Source organism: Flavobacterium chungnamense, assembly GCF_039539165.1.
Taxonomy (GTDB): domain Bacteria; phylum Bacteroidota; class Bacteroidia; order Flavobacteriales; family Flavobacteriaceae; genus Flavobacterium; species Flavobacterium chungnamense.
In genome coordinates, this window is the sequence record NZ_BAABCS010000018.1 from 68599 (window position 1) to 93402 (window position 24804).

Consider the following 24804-nt stretch of genomic DNA (forward strand, 5'->3'; position numbering starts at 1 on the left):
AATATGAATTGTCCAAATTGTAAAAGTATATATAATGCTACAGATGTTTTTTGTGGTGAATGTGGATTTAATTTACAATCATCTGTTAAAAAAAATGTTTCAACTCTCTCATGTACAAAATGTAATCATCCAATTAAAGAAAGTGATCTTTTTTGTGGAGAATGTGGAACTTCTAACCAAGTTATAAGTAAGAATACAAATAATCAAAAAAATAAAGACAATCTTGAAAATTCTTCGATGTCTGTAATAAAAGACCGAATTTTTTGGAACATTAAAGCTGGTGAAATAGCACATCGATTTAATGAAACAGATTTAATACAATATGAATCGGCTAAGGGAATTATAATTAATGAAGGAAGCACTGCGTATATAAAAGCTAATGGTGAACTTGTTGCTGAGTTGACTGGTGGAACCTACAATTTTGTTGAGCCAGAGCAGTTGCAACAAATATTAGAAACTCGTGAAGGAGGAATAGCTGGTGGTTTAAGAAATGGATTTCGTTTTATTTCTAATTTAGTAATGGGTACTAGAGTTAAAGATAAAATAGATAGTAACACTACATCAAATGTAAATCAGCAAACTACGTTGTCGAGTGTAATTGAATCCATGAAAAAAAATCAAGATTTTGCAGTTACGCTAAAATTAGATAAAAGTTTTCAAATTCCTTTTGGTAGAATTGAAGATTGCGATGGAAATGAAATGGAGTCTTTAATTATCAAAACCAAATTGTTAGACATGGAATTTGCGGTTGATGCATTTTTTAAAATTGATGATTTTAAAAAATTTGCGCAACACTATTTAAGTGACAATTCTAGTGTTACTAAAAAAATGATTCATAATGAGCTGTTTTCTTTAATAAAAGCTGCTATTCAAGATGTAATGCAAGATGTTGAAGTTTCTGAAAATAGACTTTCAGAGGAATTAATTCAAAAGATATCAAATAAAATAAATACAACAGCGGAGGATCTTTTTTACGGATTAAAACTAGAAAAAATTATTACAATATCTTCAAGTAATGAAGATTTAGAGCGATTTAGAGCTCTAAGTAGAGAGTTGTATTTGTCTGAAAGAGAATTTGAGCACCTTGCAAATCTAAATGAAATGAATACTCGTTTGTCACTTCATCAAAATGCGCAACGCCTTATTGAGGCAAGAAACGATTTTGAATTTCATAAGGAGCTACAAGCGATAAATAATAATAGATCCCTACATGATGAAAGAACGGAGTTAGATTTTGATAAAGAAAGTCAATCTATATTTCAAGAACGTTTGTTATCTGAAGATGATTTAGAAAAATTTTATATGGTGCTTTCTCGAGAAAAACGCATTAGAGAAGCAACAAATGAAAATGAAATTCAAACAGCATTAATTGAGATTGAAAAAACAGGTTTACTTAGAGAGGAAGATTTAGAAAACTTAAAGCGCTCAATTCGAGAGCGAAATGAAGATCATGATATAGTGCGTTTTCATGCTATTGATATCATTCAATTGAATCAAACATTAGAAATTGACCGTAAAAATCTAGAATGGGAATATGAAATTGGTGACAAGCGCATAGAACTAGAGTTAGATCGTAAAAGAAAGGCATTACAAGCTGAAATAGGATTCACTGAATTAGAAATTGAACAATGGAAAAAAGAAGATGATTACAAAGATTCTCGTTTTTATACAGACCTTCAAAAATCCAAAGCTGGTTTACTACAAGATATAGAAATAGATAAAACTAGAGCTAAAAATCAACTAGAGATAGAACGTGAGAGATTAGCAATTGAACAAGAAGATGAAAGGCTTAGGTTTGAAAGAGCTCAGCAAGTTTTTAAAAGGGATCAAGAGCATGAGTTAAAAACACGAGATCAAGAATTATTACATATACAAGAACTTGAAGAAAAGCGCCTTAAAGAAGTCGCTATTAAATATCAGGGAGCTAAAGATTTGACTGCAGAACAATTGATGGCAATTGCAGCAAACGAAAAGCTTGATCCAATAGCTGCACAAAAATTTGCTGAATCCTTTTCCGCTAAGCATAACAATGAACTGCAAAAGGAACACATGGAGCAGTTCAACAAACTTAATGAGCAAAGAATTGAGGATATCAGACAGAGTAATGCTCAAAAGGATGTAATGGCGGAAAATGACAAAGATAGATTGGAAAGAATGTTTGGGAAATTAGCCGATACAACATCATCAATGACAGGTCATTTAGTAGGAAGTAAAGACCAACAAAAAGAAGAGTATAAGGAGCGATTAGTAAGACAAGAGGACAGAATGGACAATACTCAAGACAAAGCACTAGACTACACCACTCGAAATAATAGTTATGGAGTAGTAAATCAATCTGCAAACACAAATATCCCACCACCTCCAAATGACTATTTTATAAATATACCAGGACAACAAGCAATTCCAAGACAGATTGATGTTCTAAAAAATATGATAAGAAGTGGGGAAATTGTGGCAGCTACCTCTATATTTTCACCTTTGTCTAACAGTTGGATTCCGGCAAGTACAATTCCTGAGTTAACTGTATTATTTTCAGATCAAAACACACAAGCTGCTAAGTTAGCCAGCTGTAAAAATTGTGGTAGTGATTTAATAGAAAATACTAAGTTTTGTAAAAATTGCGGAAGTGAATCTTAATATAAAGGAAATGGAAAAGTACAAAGGAGTCATAATAATAAAAGGTATGTTCGGCGGAAGTAAATCTGATGGTTATAAAGCCTATTTAGTCACAGACGATTTTAAAAATTATCAACTCTATAGAAAAGATACATTAGATATAAATGATGAATATTTCTATTCTTTTAATAAAAAAAGTGTAGAAGTAATTGGAGAAATCCAAAGGGATAAATGGATATTGGTAGATTCTGTAATTGAAATTAAAGATGAAATTTCAGAAAATGAAAATCAAAGTTTTCATCCCATTAAGTTTGCAAAGCCAGAAGAAGGTTTTCCTCAATTAATTAATTCAGAAGGTTCTATATTGGAGTTAGTAGAGAGCAAAGACCCCGAAAATGATTTAACCAAAGAAAGACTTTATTTAAAAGCTTTTATTGAGCCAGGAAAATCTATATATGCTAAAGTTAACGAAACAACACTATTGCTTTTTTTTCAAGGCAGATTATCTGTAAAAGAACTTTTTTTATTAAGAAATGATGAAATTTATATTATAGAAGAAAGCCTAAATAACAAAAAGAAACAAACGCCTTTTTATTTTAGTGAAAATTTTTTACAGGATACTATAAATAAAATTCAATGCGGTAATGAACATTATTACTCTTTACCCAAAGATATGCGGATAGAAGACCCCTTTCAAGAAGTAATGAAAAAATTGGAATTATATTGGAGTAATGCTCATTCTGCTTTAAACGGATTATAAAGAGTTAATTAATGAAAAACTGCTTAAAGTGCAATCAATCTGAAGAGGATGACGCATCAAAATTTTGCAAAAAATGTGGAACTTCACTACCAGAGCCTAAATTAAATTCTCCTAAAACTGGAGAATTTAACGCAACTATTGGGGATAAAAGTATTGTGTCTGGGAATGTAATTGGTAAAAATGAAGAAATAAAAGTTTCTGGAAATGCTACTTTTAATAAAATAGAAGACGACACAAAAAAAACAGTTGTTTGTTCTATTTCGGGTAGACGTTTGCTGTTAATAGATAGTATAATTTGTCCAAGTTGTACTAATGATGTTGCTCAAGAGTATTACCTTCAAAAACCAAATAGATGTTTAAATTGCGACAATTTAGCATTAGCTTCCTATAGAAAAAAGGTACAAATAGTTTTATCCGATGGAATATTAGATGAAACGGAAAGACTTAGCTTAGATAGCTTATCCATTACTTTGCATATTGATGAAGATAAAAAAAATGAAATAGAGTTAGAAGAAAAGCAAAATAGTAAACAAATCACAAGCAGTGAATTTTTAAGTGGATTTCATAAAATTGAATTTAATAGGGCTCTAAAGTATGTTTTTGAGGAAGATAATTTAGAACAAGGTTTTAAACTATTAAAAAATGTATTTTTAAAAAACTCCTCCAATGATGAAGTTGCTAATTTATATTATTTATTAGAGGCTATTGTTTTACCGGAAACTGCTATAGCAAATTATCATTCTAGGAATATAGATAGATTTTGGCAACATTATTGGGCTTTTTTACCGCATTTAAATAAGGAAGAAATAAGTGAAGCTTATGAAATTATTGAAAATAACAAAAATCTGTTTGCCGATAAAAATAATGATGTTTTAATAAGTGAAGTTGCCTTTTATCTGATCTGTTATTTTTCACAAGGAGAAAATAGCTATTTAGAGGAAGCTAAATCAATATATACCCATTTTAGTAAAAATATAAAAGACCCATTAGTACCTTTAGTAAAGGCAATAGACTATATTGTTAATGATGATTCAGATGAAAATGAATATTATGGAGATGAAAATAGTATTAAATTTATTTTAAATAATGTGTTTGGAGTTAAACCTACTACTGAATCTAAAGATCAGGATGAAGACTTTGTAGCCAAATTCGACCCTAACACAAATACAGAAATTGATTTAGGTACTACTAAATCTTCTATTTATAAAAATGATCAAAGCTCAAAAATTATAGGAATCGATTTAGGCACAACCAATTCATGCGTAGCTGTTATGGAAGGAGGTGAACTAGTAGTAATTGTTAATGGAGAAGGAAACAGAACTACACCATCTGTAATTGCTTTTGTAGAACGTGGTCAAATTAAAGTAGGAGATGCTGCCAAAAGACAGGCATTAACCAACCCAACCAAAACCATAGCATCTATCAAACGTTTTATGGGTAATAAATACACAGAAAATATTAAAGAAGCATCCACTGTTACTTATAAAGTTGTAAAAGGACATAATGAAACACCTCTTATGGATATTGATGGTAGATTATACTCTCCACAAGAACTTTCTGCTATGATACTTCAAAAAATGAAAAAAACAGCAGAAGATTATTTAGGACAAACAGTCACTGAAGCTGTAATTACCGTACCTGCTTATTTTAATGATGCGCAACGTCAAGCTACTAAAGAAGCTGGTGAAATTGCTGGTTTAAAAGTAATGCGTATAATTAGCGAACCAACAGCAGCTGCTTTGGCTTATGGTTTAGATAAAACAGGAAAAGATCAAAAAATTGTAGTATATGATTTAGGTGGAGGAACTTTTGACATATCAGTTTTGGAATTATATGATGGTGTATTTGAGGTATTATCTACCAATGGAGATACTCACTTAGGAGGTGATGATTTTGACCAAGTAATTATTGACTGGATGGCAAATGATTTTAATACCGAAGAAGGTATTGATTTACGTAAAGATCCAATGGCCTTACAACGTTTAAAAGAAGCTGCTGAAAAAGCTAAAATTGAGTTATCCTCTTCTACTCAAACTGAAATCAACTTACCTTACCTTAAAGCAACTGTTACTGGACCTAAGCACTTATTTAAAACTTTAACTAGAGCAAAATTTGAGCAATTAGCAGAAAGTTTAGTAAATCGCTCAATGGAGAAAGTTCGCAATGCTTTATTTGATGCGGCATTATTAACTTCAGATATTGACGAAGTAATTTTAGTTGGAGCTTCAACTAGAATACCTGTTATACAAGAGCAAGTTGTAAAATTCTTTGGTAAAAAACCATCTAAAAGGGTTAATCCAGACGAAGCAGTTGCTATTGGTGCTGCTATCCAAGGAGGAGTTTTATCTGGTGATGTGAAAGATTTATTATTACTAGATGTTACTCCATTTTCTTTAGGTATTGAAACTATGGGTAATATAATGACAAAATTAATTGAGTCTAATACTACAATCCCAACAGTAAAAGCGCAAGTATTTTCAACAGCTGAAGACAATCAATCAAGTGTTGAATTCCATGTACTTCAAGGTGAAGGAGCTATGGCTGCTGATAATAAAACAATTGGTCGATTCCATTTAAATGGCATTCCGCCAGCACCTAAAGGTGTTCCTCAAATTGAAGTTACTTTTGATATAGATACAAATGGTATCATTAAGGTTTCAGCAACGGATAAAGGAACAGGAAAATCGCATGATATTCGTATAGAAGCTTCTTCAGGTTTGGCGGCAGAAGAATTTAAAAGAATGAAAAAAGAGGCTATTGCAAATGTGAAAAAATACTACAGTGATTAATTTTAATATATTTCTGTTAAGTGGAAATTATTTACTAAAAGTACATTTTTCAAAATATTGAAAGAGAATAAAAAACTACACTTAATTAGAACTAAAGGTGGTCCAACATATTTAAACAAATTGTATAAAATTAATAATTAATGAAAAACTGTATTAATTGTAATCTTTTAATAGAAGATAATAAAAAATTCTGTGAGGGTTGCGGAACAAAACAACCAGAACCTAAATCAAATACTCCTATAACAGGAGAATTTAGCGCAACTATTGGGGATAAAAATATAATTTCTGGAAATGTAATTGGTAAAAATGAAGAAATAAAAGTTTCCGGAAATGCTACTTTCAATAAAATAGAAGATGACACAAAAAAAACTGTCATTTGTTCTATTTCAGGTAGACGATTGCTGATGATAGATAGCATTGCTTGCCCAAGTTGTAATAAAGACGTTGCCCAAGAATATTATAGTCCGAAATCGAACAGGTGTTTAAATTGTGACAATTTAGCTTTAACTTCCTATAGAAAACAAGTGCAAATAGTTTTATCGGATGGAATATTAGATTCAAATGAAAGACTTACTCTAGATAGCTTGGCTATGTCATTACATATTGATGAAGATAGAAAAAATGAAATAGAGGTAGAGGAAAAGCAAAATAGCAAACAAATCACAAGTGGTGAATTTTTGAGTGGATTCCATAAAATTGAATTTAATCGGGCTTTAAAGTATGTTTTTGAGGAAGATAATATAGAACAAGGCTTTAAATTGTTAAACAATGTGTTTTTAAAAAACTCCTCCAATGATGAAGTTGCCAATTTATATTATTTATTAGAGGCAATTTTATTGCCTGAAACTGCTATAGCAAATTATCATTCTAGAAATATAGATAGATTTTGGCAGCATTATTGGGCTTTTTTACCGCACTCAAAGAAAGGAGAAGTAAGTGAAGCTTATGAAATTATTGAAAACAACAAAAATCTTTTTGCTGATAAAAATAATGATGTTTTAATAAGTGAAGTAACCTTTTATCTTATTTGTTATTTTTCTCAGGGAGAAAACAGCTATTTAGAGGAAGCCAAATCGATATATGCTGGATTTAGTAAGAATGTAAAAGGACCTTTGCTCCCATTAGTAAAGGTAGTCGATTTATTAATAATTCATTCGGGAGGAGATTATTTTGATTTACTTCAAAATACTGATAAAGAAGAAATGTTTATTTTAGGACACATTTTTGGATTGCATAAAGTGCCCAAAAATATTGAAATAAAAGAGAATAAAATTGAGGTGGAATTGCAAATTGAACATCATAAAAAAACTGAGAAGCTTCAATTAGACGAAACACCAATTAGCTCCCAAATTCAAATTGAAAAAAATGAATTGAAAAAAAATGATTTTAATTCTGATGATGAAACGTGGGTTGACAAGGATTTAGGTTTGATTATAAAACGAGACAAATTATTTTTTATCGACGCAAGAGATAATAATGAATATCCTATTTTTTTTACAGATTCTACTATCTGGATAGGTCGTAATCTTGCCTATTTAAAAGGTGATTTTACTATTGACAACTCAAATCCTACTGCTAGTTGTGTATATAATAATTTACCTTCAGAAAACCATATGATTGTACCTAAAGGTTGGTATATGCCAGCATTGGATGATTGGAATTGTTTATCAAATTTTATTGCTGTAAAATCAGGGAATAAACAGGAAGATATAGAAGTATCTTATTTGTCATCAATCCATCCAAAAATACCTTTGGTTAAAAACTTTGGAATTAATTATAAATATGCAAATTTCTATATTTTCGATAATCATTGTGACTCTTTTTCTGTATCTAAAAATAAAGAAAATTATTTCATGGACAATGGTGAGAAGCTTGCTGTGCGAGTATATATACCATTAAATAAAAATATTATTGATAAATTAAAGGAATTAAACTTCCTACTACCTGATTATATAAATTATGAAGATATAAGAATAATTGTAGAAACAAAATCTAGCATAGATATTAATAACTTAATTATTGGATCATCTGTTTCATGTATAAATAATAAAAATGATGATCGTTCAACCATTAGCGAGTTAGAAAAGGGAAGTTTATATACAATTAGCGAAATAAACGTTAGAAAAAATATAATTACTCTCCAAGAATATCCCCAACAAAACAATAGTGAAAAGAAAAAATGGTTCAATATTTCACTATTTAATTTGGCAGTAAACAACAATTCAGAAAAGCAGATTGAAGAAAAAATTACAATTAAAAAAACTGTAATTGAGACACCAAAAAGTAATAAAAATGTTATAAAAACAAATTTTAATGAAATTAATAAAACATTTGAAATAGATTCTTTATTATGGTCAACATCATTTCTTAAAACAGCTACTTTTAGATCGGGTAAAGAAATCCCAATTATTGAGGATGCCAATGAATGGCTTGCGGCTTGCAGAGATGGTAAACCAGCAATGTGCTACTATCTTAATAATCCTAATAATCATGCATTATATAATTTCTATGCCATTTCAAGTGTAGAAGGTTTAGCACCAAAAGGATTTAAAATACCAGGTGATGATGAGGGTGTTGAAGATATCGATTTAAATTTTTTATTAAATTTTTCGCTCCCAAAAGGAATTCGACAAGTAGGAACTAATCCACAAACAGGTAAGTATTCAAATGAATTTGTTGAGGAATTAATGTGTGGTACATTAATGGATGTTAGTTTTTTGAATGAAATTTATGATCAAAAAGATTGTTTAGGAATACACGTTATAGAATGGAACTCCAATTATGTTGATACAAATAATTACAATGGTTTTTGGGGGTTACCAGTACTTTTAATCAAAAAAAACGATAGTAAACTTTTTGATAATGAGGATGAAGATTATTCCGATTTATATGATGTAATACTTGAAGATGAGGGTATTAGTAAATTAGCTGTTGTAAAAGTAGTAAAAGATTCAACAGGATTAGATCTAAAAGAAGCTAAAGAACTTGTTGAAAAAGCGCCTTCATGCATCAAAGAAGGACTTAATAAGGCTGAAGCCGATGCTATTAAAATTGCTATCGAGGAGGCTGGCGGAATTGTTACAATATCTAACAGCACAAAAAATACAACCAAAAAAAGTATGAATGAACCTCCACTTAAAATGGAAGTTAATAGTATAGAAAAAAAGATTGAGGATAAAGTTAATCAAACTAAAGAACTTTTAGAGCAAGAAAAAGGTGAAGTGAAGAATGAAGCACAAACCGAAGAGAAATTGAAAAATGAAGAGGAGCAGATAAGCTTCAAAGAAGATAATGAAATTCTTGATTTAGAAAGTGTATGTATAGGGAGTCAAGAATGGTTGAAAAAAAATCTAAATATTGATAAATTTAGAAATGGAGATATTATTGCTGAATCAAAAACTATTGAAGAATGGGAAAAATCATTTGCAGAGGAAAGGCCTTCATGGTGTTACTATAGTTTTGATCCAAAAAATGGTGAAAAATACGGGAAGTTATACAATATGTTTGCTGTTCATGATACTCGTGAGCTAGCACCAAAAGGATGGCAAATACCTAATGAAGAAGATTGGAAAGAACTGATGGAATATTCTGGTGGTGAAAAAATTGCTAGTCTAAGACTGAAAAGCAAAAAAGGGTGGAACAATGCTTCAGGTTGGGGATTAGGCCCTGATAAAGATGGAAACGGCATCAATAGAGATGGTTTCAGTGCTAAGCCAGGTGGTGCTTTTTTAGGTAAATTTTATAATATTAAAGATTGTGGGTACTTTTGGAGTAAAACAATAAAAAACCCTAGACAACAAATGTCTTTTATTATTTCTGCTAATGATAGTGCCAGCGTAGATGTTGTTAGTCCATCTTGTGTAAATAAAGGTTTTTCAGTTCGCTGCGTCAAGGAGAAAACACACGATGAAATTGAGAAGTCTGCAAAAAAAATGTCAGAAGAAAAAGAAGTAAAGAAACTTTCTGAAAATGTTAACGATAATGCAAATAATGTACCAGCTAAAGAAATTGTTTCTTTTCCAAGTATTACTATAGGAAAACAGGTTTGGATGAAAGAAAACTTAAATGTTGATAAATTTTTAAATGGTGATCCTATAGAAGAGGCTACTTATGGGATGGAATTTTGGACAAAAAAACGTCCCCTTTGGAAGAGTGTGAATTTTGATTCGTCCACGGAAAAAATCCATGGAAAACAATATAATTATCATGCTATAGTAGATACAAGGGGATTAGCTCCAAAAGGATGGAAAATTCCAAAAAAAAGTGATTGGATGGAGTTAGCTAATTATTTAGGGGGTGCAAAAATAGCCGGTAAAAAAATAAAAAGTGATTCAGGTTGGAATAAATATGGCTCATCTTTATTTGGTAAATCTAATGGAAATGGCACTAATGAGAGTAATTTTTCTGCTTTTCCATCAGGAAGTGTGTCTAGCGACTTTGGTGTTAAAACAAAATTTTGGTGTAGTGACAAAGAAAGTAAAAGTATTGACTTTCAAACATTATATGCAATAGAATTAAAAAATCATAGTGAAGAATTATTTTATACAGAATCTGGATACAATGAAGCAATTTCCATTCGTTTACTTAGAGATTTATAAGTTGTACTTATTTTAATTTTAATCAAAAAAATCAAAAAAAAATGAATTACAAAATTTCAAATCAAACATTATATATTTGTGATACTTATGGCAATACAGGAAGAAGAATTGCAGACAATGTGAGTTTTGCTACTTATGATGATGCTCAAAATATATTTCTAGTTACATCTATAAATGGAAAAGTAGAAACAAGAGATATCAATGGGAACCAAATTAGAACCATAACCGAAAATGCAATTGAAGCTAGATTTTCAGGTACCGATTTAATTATTAGAAAAACTGATGGTAGAACAGAAGTTAGGGATAGAATGGGGAATTTAAAGCGTTATCTATAGTATTCATCTAATTATGAAAAACTGCATTCAATGTAACCTTCTAATAGAAGATAATAAAAAATTCTGTGAAGATTGCGGGACAAAACAACCAGAAATTAAATCCAACTATAATAACGATGGTAAATATAATGCCACTATTGGGGATAAAAATATAATTTCTGGAAATATTATTGGTAAAAATGAAGAAATAAAAGTTGCTGGAAATGCTACTTTTAATAAAATTGAAGATGATACCAAAAAAATTATTATTTGTACGTTTAGCGGAAAACATTTGCTTAGGGGACGGGACTTAGTAGTAAATTGTCCTAATTGCAAATCAGATGTTTCTCAGGAGTATTTCAATACAATGGCAAGTAGATGTTTTAATTGTGATAAACAAGCCTACTCTAAATTTAGCAAACAATTAGATGTTATTTTACAAGATGGTATTATTGATCCCTCAGAAAGAATTCAATTAGATTCCTTCGCTAATAGTTTGTTGATTGATGAATTAACTAAACAAAAGTTAGAGGTTGACGCCAGAGAAAGAAATATAAATCTTAATACAAATGGTTTAAAATCGAATGAATTAATTGGCTATTATAAGATTAAGTTCAAGAAAGCGGTAGTTTTACTTTTTGAAAATAGAGATTTGGTTAGTGCAATTAATATTCTTTCATCAATTCATCAAGAAAATATTCTACATGACGAAACCGCATCATTATTTTTTTTAGCAAAAGCAATCCAAACTCCGACAGGTTATGTAAATGACTATGAAAATAAGAATGAAAGAAATGTAGATTTGTATTGGGAGCATTTTTGGGTATTTATCTCCTATTTTAAATTAGATAGACATGATCAAGGCTTCAAAATAATTAATCAAAACAAATCACGTTTTTTAGAAAATAAGAATGATATTTTATTAAGCGAGGTCATTTCTTATTTGTTTCTTTTTATATCTAATAACGAAATGGAATACCTGATAGAAGCAAAATCTGTTTATTCAAAATTAGAAGAAAATATTAAACAGCCTTTGTATGTAGTTTTTCAACTTATAAAAAAAATGTTAAATTATAATACTTTAGAGTGGGATAATTTATTTAAAGATTTTAACGAATATGAAAAATTTTACTTAGAGTTTGTATTTGGATATAGAACAGTTAATGAAAAATTTATACAATCTGAAAATGCAATCCCATTAAGCACAAATAAAAAAATAGATTCAATAGAATTTCTACAAGCAGATATTGTTGATAAAAAAAACACTCAATCAAGTGAAATAATACCCGACGCTGAATTGGATGTAAAATCAAAAAATTATAAAAGTATTGAAGTAGAATGGGCGGTTAATAACCTTAATACAAACTGTTTTAGTACTAATAATACTTCAGATGCTAATTTAGTGGATATATCTAATGATTTAGGAAATAGTTTAAAGAATTTATTTAAATCCATTATTGATAGTAAGCGTAATTTTAATATTGACAATGTTCAAAATAATTTAAGAAGAATTGAACAAATAAGAAATAAAATAAGGAATATAAAGGATACTGATGATTTTGTATTTAATCAAAAAATTCAAATATTTAAGCAAAACCCAATAATATTAACAGATTTTAGCCATATAATTGATTTTTCATCAAAAGATCAATTTAATATGAATTTAGTTGATTATTTCAATGAAATTTTTAATTCAGTATTTAGCGGCTCTTTCAATCACAATATTGAACCATTTGATTTGGCCAAACTACAAAAAGATGCAAACAATAGAAAAAAATTTAAAATACATTTAATTTTATTTTTAAAAGATGCAAATGGTCTTTTTCAGTATATGGTCAGTAAAAAAATTAAATCAGAATCAAAAATAAAATACCCAAAACAAAATAATCAGAAACAGATTTCTAAATTAAATGTATTTTCCAACCCAGAAAAAAAAGTACAATCGAAAATTTTAGAATTTTCGGAAACTACACAAAAACAAAATAATGATATAAATTTTGTTCTAAGTGAAATAAAAGAAAAATATTCCAGTCTCAAATTTTGGGATACTATAAAAACAGCTAATAAATATATAACTTCATTTCCAAATAACCCTGTTATACATTTCTATTTAGGGAGTAGCTACCAATATTTGAAAATGTACAAAGAGGCTTTATTAAATTTAGAGATTACTAAAGAATTCAGTTCTCAAAATCAAGTTTTACTGAGAACTGCAGAAAACTTAATTAAGCATTTACCAAATATGATAGATAATCAAATACATGAATTAAACGTACGTTATCATACTATTGGAAAACAAATTTGGTCAACTAACTTATTTACAAAATATTTCAAAAATGGAGATTTAATAAACTATGCTGAAACAGATGATGAATGGCATGAAGCTGCAAAGAATCAACTCCCTGCTTGGTGCTATGTTGATAAGAAACATTGGTGCTATGGGGATAAAATTTATGAAACAAATAGAGATCATATGGTTTTATATAATTATTTTGCCATAATTGATCCTAGAGGTTTAGCACCTGATGGTTGGAGAATAGCCAAAACAAAAGATTGGAATGCACTAATAAATTCGCAACAATCTCTGTTTAATAAAAAAGTTGCTTCAAAATTAAAATCCAAAAGTAGTTGGTTAAATCCAAACGAAAATATGCATGGTACAAATCATGCCGTTTTTGATGCTTATCCTGCAGGATATAGGAATTCAAATGGCGAATTTAAAGCTTTTGGTAAAGAAGCTCAATTTTGGCTAAATGGTAGTGATTTACATTCTAACACAATTATGATTTGGGGTGATTCAATAGGTATATCTGATAATGCAGATATGCCCGTGAGTTACCCGTTTGTAAAATTTGAAAAAGGTTGTGGATTAAGCATAAGATTGATTAAAATCTAATTTTATTGAATTAACAACAAAGATTAAAACAATTTAGTATAAAAACTTGAAATCTGAATTTGAACTAAACATTTTGATAATTTGTTGCTTGTATTCCTACTGGACTGTTATTGCGCTATAGTTGAATAGTTATTTTCTCTTAGAATACAAAACAGTTACAAAAGAAGAAATTCTTGAAGTGCTTAATTTAAATATACCTAATTAACAAAAGTATTTTAATACCACTCGTGAAACCATAATTAAAATGTCAGTTTAAGATCAAAACTGCTTTATTACGCTGTTGAAAGCTTGAAAGGCATCAATAGTAGATATTATGAAACGCCAGGAGAACGCAACTTAGTAAAATTTAAACTTGCTAAAATTTTTAATAAAGAAATATAAAATAGTATGAAAAATTTCATCATCCCTTATGAAAGATCCTATTGGGTTTTGCCTAATAAATTACTTGCAGGTGAGATTCCAAGTTCAAAAACGGAAAGTAGAAAAATTGAAAAAATCAAAAATATATTGGATTGCAATATTGATGTTATCATCAATTTAATGGAAGTTGTTGAAAAGAACTTTAGTAATGAAATTTTGGAAGATTATTCAATTACATTATTCAAAGAAGCTGATAAAAAGTATAAAAAAATAGAAGTATTTAGGTATGCCATAAAAGATTTGAATGTACCTACAGAAAGCTTCATGGTCGAAATTCTTAATAAAATCGACGAACAAATCGCTCTCGGAAAAAGAGTATATGTACATTGTTGGGGTGGAGTAGGAAGAACAGGAACGGTAATAGGTTGTTATCTTATTAGACATGGATTTGCAGAACCTGAAAACGTGATTGATACTATAAATTATCTCAAGAGAACTACTAATATTGCCCAAAGAAGTTCTCCTGAAACTTATGAACAGCGTCAATTCATTTTAAAGTGGTCAAGGAATAAGTAGATTAAAATTCATATATGAAAGAAGAGCTAAAGTTAATTAACATAATTCCTGACATTGACCAATATAAATTATTTTTCAATACTATTTTGAAAAGTAATGTAGAAATTGCAATTCGTTTAGAAGAAAAATTAAGTGATTTAAATAAAAAAATTGATGGATTATCAATAGAAGATATAACTATCATTGAAGAAGAATTATTTTGGAAAAACCTAAAAATTTACAATTTAGTGAATAAGAAAGATGAATTTTGTTTACCTTTTGTGTATACAAATTTATTCTACGATTTGGGAGAATCTCCCGAATTATTCCCTTTATCTAAGTATGATAATCAATTTTTAGATATTATAAATAAGTATGGAAAAGTTCTTTATCAGGATGCTTATTTCGTGCATTTACTAAACTATAATTTGATTATCATTCAAGATTATGATCTGAATAATAATCTTTATAAATACGATTCAAAATCAGAAGAACTTGTTTTTATTGCTGAAGAAGTTGATGATAGTTTTTTTGAATTTCCAATACGTTTTTCTGAAAACAAATTGTTTTTTAGCAACGGTTATGTAAATGAGAATTTTGAAACACAAACTCCATTTTGTTTTGATGCAGGAAAAGAATTCAATGAAGGCCTTGCAGCAGTATGTTTAAATGGAAAATGGGGATATATTAACCATAAAAGTGAAATCGTAATTGATTTTCAATTTGGTGATGCCAATTCATTTGAAAATGGTTTTGCCAAAGTATTTGAGTTGAAGCCTGAATTTCAATCTGAAAATGGAAATTGGATAGAAGTAAATAGTTCCAAGCAACATAGTCACTTTAATTATACTGAAGATGTATTTGATGTTAATTTCCCTCAATTTCCAAAACAAGTTAAAAAACCATTGTCTGTAATTAGAAAATTACAGAAAAATCGAGAGGAATCTATTGAACAATATCATTTTTTCGCATTTGGTTTTGGTAATAAAAGCTTCAATCTTTCGATTGATACAGAGAAATATGGAAAATGGATTACCATAGACAAATTGGGTAACCTAGTAAATAAAGAAATTACAATCGAGGCTGATTTAGAAATGAAAAATAGAAAAGCTAGATTAGATGAATTGGATAAAGAAGAACGATTCAATTCTTGGTTAAAAAAAATAATTAATCATAGTGATTTAACCTTTTCTGTCCCAGATGATTTATTTTTGAATAGAGAATTTGTTATAAAATCCATAAAAGAAAATCCAAAGTGTTTTAGACATTTTAGTACTTATTATTCAGATGATGATGAAATTTGTGAGATTGCTTTTAATTTAAATCCAGATTCATATAACTATTTTTCCAAAAGATTAAAGATTGTCTTTTTAAACAAATTTAATGAGTTACAAGAAGAATTACCATTTTAAGATAAAAAGTAGATAGATTTTAATAATACCATGGAAGTAGAAAATACAATTCAAAATGTAAATGTCATTCTTAATCGGATTTTTGATGAGCATTTATCAAAATTTAAAAGAACTAAAAAAGTAGCTCCCACAGAAAAAAAAATGATTAAATTTCATGATGATTTGACATTAAAAAATAAGGAAACTGGACAAATAGTTAAGTTATCAAAGTTAAATGATTTCTTCAAAAAAATGAACGATGGATTTGAAGGTGAGTTTGAAAGTTTTTTTTATGATAGTAGATTTGGTGATGGTGAAATTATAATTAAAGGTCTTGAAGGTAGATGGTGGTATTCTATAACAAAACTTAAAAAATACAAAGAATTAAAATATGAAAGTGGTGGTGATGAATGGGAATTTGAAGAACATATTTATTCTTTTAATTATTATTCATAAGAATTGGGATGGCGAACATAAATCAGATAGAAGTAATTTAAAATGTAAAATTTTAACTGCACTAGATCTAGGTTATCAATGTTCACAGACACATTTAGGCTATCTCAAAAAATGGTTTAAAGGGGATTACAAGGATTTAAAAAGACTAGAAGATTGTTCAACTACACCCTATACTGCTACTATTCAAAATACATTTGATAAAATTCAAATAATTCATAAAAATAATGATTTCTTTGTGATAGTAAATGCATCTTCGATAAATTCAAGAGATGAAATAAGCAGGAATTGGAAAGAGATCAATCATTTTGTTTTATTAAATAAAAATCAAGTAAAATTCCTGAGTAAAAAAACAATCTATTCCAAAAAAAGTAAGCTTTAAAAGCAGTCTTTTGAGTTAATAAAATATAATTAAAAAATAAATAAAATAATTTAATGGAAGATATATCTAAATTAAATTTTGTTTGTGTAGTCAATGAAAATTGTCCAGCAAATTTTGATAAAACAGCAGTAGTATTTGATTATAATGATACGTTTGCTGTACCCGATAAGAAAAATGAAACCTGCTGTCGTTATTGTAATTCAGTTTTATTTGAGGAACAAACATACTTAAATATAATTCTCGAAAAGAAGAGAAAACTTCAACAAAAAATAATACTATTAATAATTTCTATTTTAGTAATAGTAACTTTTTTTTGTTTTATTTTTTTTAAATAATTTGAATAGATTTTCTTTAAAAGCATCAAAATTGTAAATGCATGGAAATTAAAATAATTGATAACTCAGGGGTTAGGATGAATTTTGAATTTGATTATAGGCACGTTACACCTAAATTAGATTTTAACCAAATTTTAATTGAAATTAGAAAGTCATTTAAACTCCAATTTGAAAAAGTAAATAGCTTATTTTCATCTGATGATATCTTTTTTCATGTTAATCTCGAGCTAGAATCTGACTATGGCGAAAATATTCTAGGCCTTTTTGATGCACATCAAAGCAGTAATACTATTTTTTATTTCAGAATTTACCAAAATACGATAAGGCAGATTATTGAAAAAAAAATTTATGCTAGTGATGATTTTTATGAATATGATGATACAATATTGCATGAGATTATCCATGCTGCTGATTATGTTATGATCAGTAAAACGGATACTATTGAGGCAACTAATAAAAAAGTAAACAACTTTGAAGACGCTGCGCTTGGTTTAAATGAAAATTTAAAGAAACCCCATTTCAATTGGACAGCAGTAAACATAATTGAACGTTTCAGAAATGAGGGCATTGCCGTATTAGGTGAAAAATTACTTGGGAATAATCCCGATCTGCTATTTGATAATGATGTAGAGCACATTACAAATCAATTCAAGCATGTTTTAGAATTTTGTATCAAAACATCAGAATCAATTGATTTAATCTATTCGCTTTCTGAAAAAAATGAAATTTATGATGTTTTAGATAAAAGTAGCAGCGAAGCCTATATTTATGGTCATATTATCTTTTTATTAATTATAGCATTACAGGATGAAGATAAAAAAGAAATTTGTATGGATGCTGTCCACTATTTCCTTGGCAATCTAGAGAAAAAACCAACAAAAGAAAAAGCATTAGAAATACTGAAAATAGCCATAAATACAGATCTTTCAGATTATATAAACGGATTGTTAATTGAACCATTTCACCATTACACTTCAAGTGTTATAGATAAACAAGTCATTTTCAATTTTTGCGCCCATATACAAGGGGAGTCCAATATTGACGCAATCAAGATTTTAACAGAGAATACGTTCACCACCGTTTATGATAAGTTTATTAACCTGATGCAAATGACTGTAGGGTATCCAATGACCCAAGAGGAAATAGTTGACTATTCCAAATCCTTTGTGATTACTAAAGATTCCGACGAAATTAAAAAATGTATAAAAGATCAGATGAATTACTTATTGTCATTAGTAATTGAAGAACAAAATGAAATTGCTATTTGGTCACTAACGTATCTTTTTGACGAAGAAGAATTAATTTATGATTCCATTCCTTTCTTTGGTTATCAAGATGATTGGCTTGTCTTGAATGCTGCAATTCGATTAATTAAAACTTCTAAAAATAATAATAATGGGATTTTACAAGATTAACTATGGTAATGTTGATGAGGAATATAGCATTGTTTTATACAAACAAGATGTTAACAATATAAATTTTTTCATTACACAAGTAAATAATGCTATTCAAGAGAACTTAAAATCATTGATAACTAATGAAAATTTGAATACTATTACTACTTTTAATTGGGTGGAGTCTTGTGAAGATGAACTTGGTAATGTTGGATATGAATCAGTTAATCTAATGTCTCATTATTTCGATTTTTCAATTGATGAAGAAAATAATATTGAAATTTTTACAGATTCTGCAAAAATAACCAATAATAATTTAAACAATAACGGCATTACTTTGTACGAAATAGGTCTATTTTCTGAATTTCATACAGATAGTACTTTCAGTAGTTATTTTCTATCTAATAATAGGACTAATAATGAATTTGACATCGTTTTAAAAGATTTTTTAGAACAAAATGTTGATAAAAAAAACAATAAAATAGAAGCATACAGTGAATTATTAGCATCATATATGGTTGAAAAAGGTTTTGAAAATATCACACCAGAAGTATATTCTATTTATTGCGACCATAGAGACAAATTGCCACATCAATGGATTGATGTTTTAGGAAAGGAATTATATGATGAAATTTGCAACAGAAACGAACCGTCTCATAATGTGGAAAGAAATTTAAACAATAACTTAGAACTTCCATTTTAGGGAAATTAAATTGATATGAAAAAAGTTAAAATAATTAAGCTTGAACCTACTTTAGAACTTTCTAAAGTGTTTTATAAAAATACTATTGATGCTCAAGTAGGAATGTGTTATGAATTACAAGACATTTTAGCAAGCTTAAATAAAGATATTAATAATTTAACTGATAAAGAGATAGTATTTATTAATAAAAAGCTCTTTCCAGATCATTTAGAATTCTATAATTTAGAAAATAATCAAGGACAATTATTGCTACCAACAATTTATACTTACATGCAGCCTCTTCAAAATAATAATTTAGTTTGTTTTTCTAAATTTGGCGAAGATCAACAATATGATTTAATGGATAGTAGTGGTAAAATTATCTACAGCGACGCAAGAGATATTTCAGCATTTGATAATAATGTTATCTTTATTCAAGACCATGATTTAAATCAAAGATTATACCATTATGATGCCAACAATAACCAACTAAAGCTAATTGCTGAACTCGAAAAAAATAAAATGTATGGTGAATTTAAATTTTCAGAAAATAGATTATTTGTAGATAGTGGTTATTATGATGAAAATTTAGAACCGACGACTCCATTTTGTTTTGATAATGGCAAAGAGTATAGCGAAGGTCTTGCCGCTGTCTCTTTAAATGGTAAATGGGGTTATATTAACGCAAAAGGGGAGGTCATTATCGATTTTCAATTTGGTTATGCCTCTTCATTTAAGAAGGGTATGGCTAAAGTTTTGATAATTAGCCCAACATTTAAAAATCCAAGAGGGGAATGGATAGAGAAAGAATGTTTCAATAATATTCATAATAAAAATAGAGAGTGGTTTGCAACGAGTTTCCCACAATTTCCGAAAAAACACATAATACCACTTTCTGTAATAAGAAAAATAGAGTGCTCAAAGTATAAATCAAAAAAGCTTTATCATAATTTTAGTTTAGAAATTGAGGAAGATGAAATGTTAAATGGTTACGGTACTTATGCTACTATTGATTTAAATGGAAACATACTCAAACAAGAAGAACACATTAATTTAGAAGAGTCGATCAATCAAGAAAACACAATTAATGTAAATACGAATCAAAATAGTTGGCTAGAAAAAATCACAAAAAACAGCTTTGTAATTAATTCAATTCCAGATGATTTATTTGTAAACAAGCAATTTATAAAACAAGCATTACAAGCAAATCCTACAACTTTTGAATACCTAAGTTTATTATATTCAGATGACGAGGAAATAGGTAGTTTTGCTTTACAAATCGCACCAGTATTTTGTTACGACTTGCTTTCAGATAGGCTAAAAGCATTATATAAAAGCCAATACGAGGCATATCAGGAAGAGGAAATGGATTTAGATACAAGCAATATTTCATTGACCGAGCAAGAGGACGATTCTGATTTGCCATTCTAAAAATAAGATTTATAACAAACTACTATGAAAAATCAACTAAAAGCATTAGACGAGGTAATAGATAATTTTACTGAAGAAGAGAAACAAATAATGGAGGACAATCGATTTCCATATATTTTTTCTAAGGCTTGGATGTATCTAAAAAAAGGCCCTGAGATTTACAGAAAACACGATTCATTTCAACAACCTCCGTCAGATTTTGATGATGAAGAATTGCAAATCTTGACAGACGGCTGCAATCAAATCCTAAGAGGGGTTGGTATGACAGAAAACAATCCATTTACAAACTTAGATGTATTCGGATTTTATAATTTATTTAGACTTTTTCATTTTGACAACATTGATAGAAAAACAAACCACTATTTTACACTTAATGGTAAACCAGGGATTTTAGATTGTATTACATTCCAACATTATGTCGATGATAGTCAAGTTATCTATTATAATTTTTGTGAGTTTCCTAAAAAATAAGATTATAAAAATAATCTTTTAATTTAATTTGTAGTCCTATAATAATAAAGATTGAAAATGGTAAATACCATTGAAAAACATAGAATGTTACGTTTAGATTTACTCGAACAGGTAACAATAAATAACGACTCTAGTAAAGGGTATTATTTTTATTCCTATCCTCAGGATTGGCCTAATGGTTTTATGTTCGCAGAATTCAAAGCACAGTTTATTTTTGTAAAAGATGACAATCAAAAAACAATTTACTTTTACAACGATTTCTATCAAAAAGTAAAATTAATGTACAGCTGTTTAGAACTAAATACAGATGATTTTTATTTGATGAATGATATGGAGTCTTTTTTTAAAACGAATAAATCGATTAAACTCACTTCAACCGACAAGCCATTCAATCCGTATCTTTTTGCTAAGCATTATCAATTTCAAGTGATTGAAAAACCTTTCGAAATAAATGTAATTGAAGCTAGTATTCTTAATAGGTATATGGTTGAAAAAGAGTAAAATAATAACGATTCCAATCCAACCATTTATTAATTTCAGCTTATTTTTTTTTAGAAAATATAAATACGATACTCATGCAAAAACCAAAAATACTTTTCCTCACAGGAGCCGGAATATCAGCCGAAAGTGGCCTACAAACCTTCAGAGATTCAAAAGATGGTCTTTGGGATAATTACAAAATAGAAGACGTATGCACCACTGAAGCCTGGAACAATAATCCAGCGCTAGTGTTAGACTTCTATAACCAAAGAAGAAAACAATGCCACGATGCCAAACCTAATCTAGCGCACGAACTCATAGCCAAATTAGAAGAACACTATGAAGTAGTAGTGGTAACCCAAAATGTAGATAATCTTCACGAAAGAGCGGGTTCAACCAAAGTAATCCACTTGCATGGAGAACTTATGAAATCACGCTCAACAGCCAATTCCAAATTACTATACGATAGGGAAGGAGACGTACTTTTGGGCGACCTTTGCGAACAACAATCGCAACTCCGTCCGCATATTGTGTTTTTTGGAGAAGGGTTAGATCAATCAATTCATGACGCAGCCATAAAAGAAGCAGTTACCTGCGCTGTGTTTGTAGTAGTAGGAACTTCTCTAAAAGTAAGTCCAGCCAATGCCTTGCCTCACTATGTGCCTTTCGCTAGCCAAATGGTAGTAATCGACCCACTAGCACACGAAATGGATATTGACGACGAACGCTCTATCTTCTACCTTTCTGAAAAAGCTACCGATGGGATGCAGCAATTGTATGAAGTGTTGAGTAAGTTATAACTAATACAAATCTTTTATATTCTTTTAGTATCTATGCGATGATAAAGTGTAAAAGTAAGTCCAGCCAATCCCTTATCACATTATGTACCTTTCCCTAAAGAAGGTGGTAAGCATCGTCGCACTAGAACACCAATGGATATTGATTTGATTGTGTTACTAGAGTTAGGCGATTCGGACAATAAATTGACCAACAAGATTAAAAAATTAACATCTCAGTATCAAAATTATTACCCGAAGTTTATCTAGAAAATACTGCTGAATAAATGCTTTCTATCGCTTCAAATTCCACCTCAGTAATCTCTTCAAATTGTTTTTTTCTTCGATTGGGGAATACCCCTTTATTTTGATGAAGGTACATTATAACATCACTTAATCTCTTATCTGGCATGTCTATCAAATGTTGGAGTTTCTTTTTTAGTTCATCATAACGTTCAAGAAAAAAAAGTTCTTCAAATAAGTCTTGTTGTATGGTTGAGAATATTGTTTTGGCAAGATATTCGCTTTGCATTGTTAGATCAGGATATCTAAAATAAGAGCTAATATCATCTGTATTATCAATACTCAAATCACCACTTTCCGAAATATTAAAACGTACACGTTGTATCAATGGTTTCGAATAATCTTCAAGTACAGTATCATACTCAGCCATATTTTGTAGCATGTGAGCCGAAATAGGTATAATCATACCTTGCCCTAACAAACCATCTCGGGTGAGCATGTCATGTATCAAAAAGCGGTGGATGCGTCCGTTTCCATCTTCAAAGGGATGTATAAAAACAAAACCAAAGGCAATTATTGCAGCACGTACAATTTCTGGTGTTCCTAATGTTTTTTCTTCTGTGGCGGTAAGTCCTTTCATCATAGAGTCAACCATAGTAGGTGGTGGGCATATATAATGATAAATTTCTTCACCTCTATAATTGGTCTGCCCAATGTAATTTTGGAAATCACGAAAACCAGGTTGAGCATAGCGTGGGTCAACAATTGCATTTTGCAGAATAGTTAAATTCTCTTCAGCCATTACATCCGAAAAAGGCTCTTTCCCTGCTTGATAGAGTATAGTAATAAAACGGTCAACACGATCAAGCGATGGCTTTTCGCTTTCAATTTCGTAAGACGATCTAGTTTCCTTACGATATAAATATTGACTGGCACGTTGAAATATTTCAGGAGAATAGTCGTTTTTAAGTCCTTCAATTTCAGTCCTAATGTCTTTGGTAAGTAGCATTTTTAAGGATTGTGTTTTTCGGATTATAGGGCAAAACTCTTGAATACCTAATAAATTATCATTAATACGCCAACGGGCATTTTTTATGATTTTACCAGTAAGATAACGCTCTGTGTCAAGCAAGTCAATATAATTACCAATGATATCATTTGTAATGTTTAATTTTCTATTAGTTATCCATTCATACAAATAACCTATCCTTCTTGAATAACGACCACTTGGGCTTTCGTTAATATAATTTACAAGCTCCTGTTCCTCCAATTTTCGGAATACTGCCACTAAAAGATCAAGATTTAAATCATCATATTTGAACATAAACTCGATATGACCTATTGCAGTAACTTTTTTAGGAGCATACTTGGGTCCATAGGTTTGTTCGATACTCCCGTCATAAGCCAATTCAATTTTATCCCTTGTACCGATATAGGATTTATGAGTTATGCGATAATTACTAAGTTCAAAATGTGCTGCCAACCAGAGGCTTCCTGCTTTTTGTAATGCCATAAAATGCGGTAAAAAAGTTAGTAAAGCAGTAAATGTAATAAAAAAGATAAATCTTTATGTAAAATAATTATTAAAATCAATATATTTTAAAAGATTGCAGTAAAAAAGATATTCTTCTAGTAAAAAAGTTATTTTAAAAACATACAGCAGTAAAACGAATAAATTAGAATAATTATATTCAAGAAACTGCTTTAATTTTGTTTTAAATAATTGAATATTGAAATGTTAAAAAAATGGAATTATTCAAGTTTAAGATATTCTCAGAATAACATTTTAAAATATTTTAAAGGATATTATCCGATAAACAATAGTTAGTGTATTCGACAATGTATTGATAAAACTATGTTCTTTTCGCAAGCCAAATG

At 29.3% G+C, this 24804-nt stretch carries 16 protein-coding genes and 1 pseudogene; 16 read left to right on the top strand and 1 reads right to left on the bottom strand.

Going from position 1 to position 24804, the window contains the following annotated elements:
• Window positions 1–3 precede the first annotated feature (3 nt).
• The 16 genes and pseudogenes from ABD771_RS09970 to ABD771_RS10050 all read left to right on the top strand — a co-directional run bounded on the left by ABD771_RS09970 (window position 4) and on the right by ABD771_RS10050 (window position 22707).
• Complete coding sequence (locus ABD771_RS09970) at window positions 4–2637, top strand: double zinc ribbon domain-containing protein (protein WP_345094073.1); 2634 nt, start codon at window positions 4–6, stop codon at window positions 2635–2637.
• Between the two features lie 10 nt (window positions 2638–2647).
• Window positions 2648–3376, top strand: coding sequence for a hypothetical protein (locus ABD771_RS09975; protein ID WP_345094075.1), 729 nt, complete (start codon window positions 2648–2650; stop codon window positions 3374–3376).
• Between the two features lie 1199 nt (window positions 3377–4575).
• Window positions 4576–6141: pseudogene (gene dnaK / locus ABD771_RS09980) on the top strand (molecular chaperone DnaK); the annotation flags it as partial.
• 164 nt (window positions 6142–6305) lie between these two features.
• Window positions 6306–10763, top strand: coding sequence for a ribosomal protein L7/L12 (locus ABD771_RS14325; RefSeq protein WP_425556473.1), 4458 nt, complete (start codon window positions 6306–6308; stop codon window positions 10761–10763).
• 41 nt (window positions 10764–10804) lie between these two features.
• Window positions 10805–11098, top strand: a complete 294-nt coding sequence (locus tag ABD771_RS09995) for a hypothetical protein (RefSeq protein ID WP_345094077.1) — start codon at window positions 10805–10807, stop codon at window positions 11096–11098.
• A 13-nt stretch (window positions 11099–11111) separates the two neighbouring features.
• The gene (locus tag ABD771_RS10000) at window positions 11112–13973 is read left to right on the top strand and encodes an FISUMP domain-containing protein (protein WP_345094079.1); all 2862 of its coding nucleotides are present in this window, start codon (window positions 11112–11114) and stop codon (window positions 13971–13973) included.
• 387 nt (window positions 13974–14360) lie between these two features.
• Window positions 14361–14909: a protein-tyrosine phosphatase family protein gene (locus tag ABD771_RS10005; protein WP_345094081.1), complete on the top strand. Its 549-nt coding sequence runs from the start codon at window positions 14361–14363 to the stop codon at window positions 14907–14909.
• Window positions 14910–14923: 14 nt separating this feature from the next.
• Window positions 14924–16300 (top strand): WG repeat-containing protein, encoded by a 1377-nt coding sequence (locus ABD771_RS10010; RefSeq protein WP_345094083.1) that lies wholly within the window; start codon window positions 14924–14926, stop codon window positions 16298–16300.
• Window positions 16301–16330: 30 nt separating this feature from the next.
• Entirely contained in the window at window positions 16331–16735 is a 405-nt protein-coding gene (locus ABD771_RS10015; protein WP_345094085.1) for a hypothetical protein, read from the top strand.
• Window positions 16736–17167: 432 nt separating this feature from the next.
• Window positions 17168–17449: a hypothetical protein gene (locus tag ABD771_RS10020; protein WP_345094087.1), complete on the top strand. Its 282-nt coding sequence runs from the start codon at window positions 17168–17170 to the stop codon at window positions 17447–17449.
• Window positions 17450–17490: 41 nt separating this feature from the next.
• A complete protein-coding gene (locus ABD771_RS10025) occupies window positions 17491–18864 on the top strand; it encodes a hypothetical protein (protein ID WP_345094089.1) in 1374 nt (457 codons plus the stop codon).
• Window positions 18845–19546, top strand: coding sequence for a hypothetical protein (locus ABD771_RS10030; protein WP_345094091.1), 702 nt, complete (start codon window positions 18845–18847; stop codon window positions 19544–19546). The genes ABD771_RS10025 and ABD771_RS10030 overlap by 20 nt, the downstream gene beginning before the upstream one ends.
• Window positions 19547–19561: 15 nt before the next feature.
• Window positions 19562–20956 (top strand): WG repeat-containing protein, encoded by a 1395-nt coding sequence (locus tag ABD771_RS10035; RefSeq protein WP_345094093.1) that lies wholly within the window; start codon window positions 19562–19564, stop codon window positions 20954–20956.
• A gap of 24 nt (window positions 20957–20980) precedes the next feature.
• Window positions 20981–21427, top strand: coding sequence for a hypothetical protein (locus ABD771_RS10040; RefSeq protein WP_345094095.1), 447 nt, complete (start codon window positions 20981–20983; stop codon window positions 21425–21427).
• A 57-nt stretch (window positions 21428–21484) separates the two neighbouring features.
• Window positions 21485–21928, top strand: a complete 444-nt coding sequence (locus tag ABD771_RS10045) for a hypothetical protein (RefSeq protein WP_345094097.1) — start codon at window positions 21485–21487, stop codon at window positions 21926–21928.
• Between the two features lie 74 nt (window positions 21929–22002).
• Window positions 22003–22707, top strand: a complete 705-nt coding sequence (locus ABD771_RS10050; RefSeq protein WP_345094099.1) for an SIR2 family NAD-dependent protein deacylase — start codon at window positions 22003–22005, stop codon at window positions 22705–22707.
• 238 nt (window positions 22708–22945) lie between these two features.
• Here ABD771_RS10050 and ABD771_RS10055 read toward each other — a convergent pair whose 3' ends face one another.
• A complete protein-coding gene (locus tag ABD771_RS10055) occupies window positions 22946–24439 on the bottom strand; it encodes a Fic family protein (RefSeq protein ID WP_345094101.1) in 1494 nt (497 codons plus the stop codon).
• Between the last annotated feature and the right edge of the window lie 365 nt (window positions 24440–24804).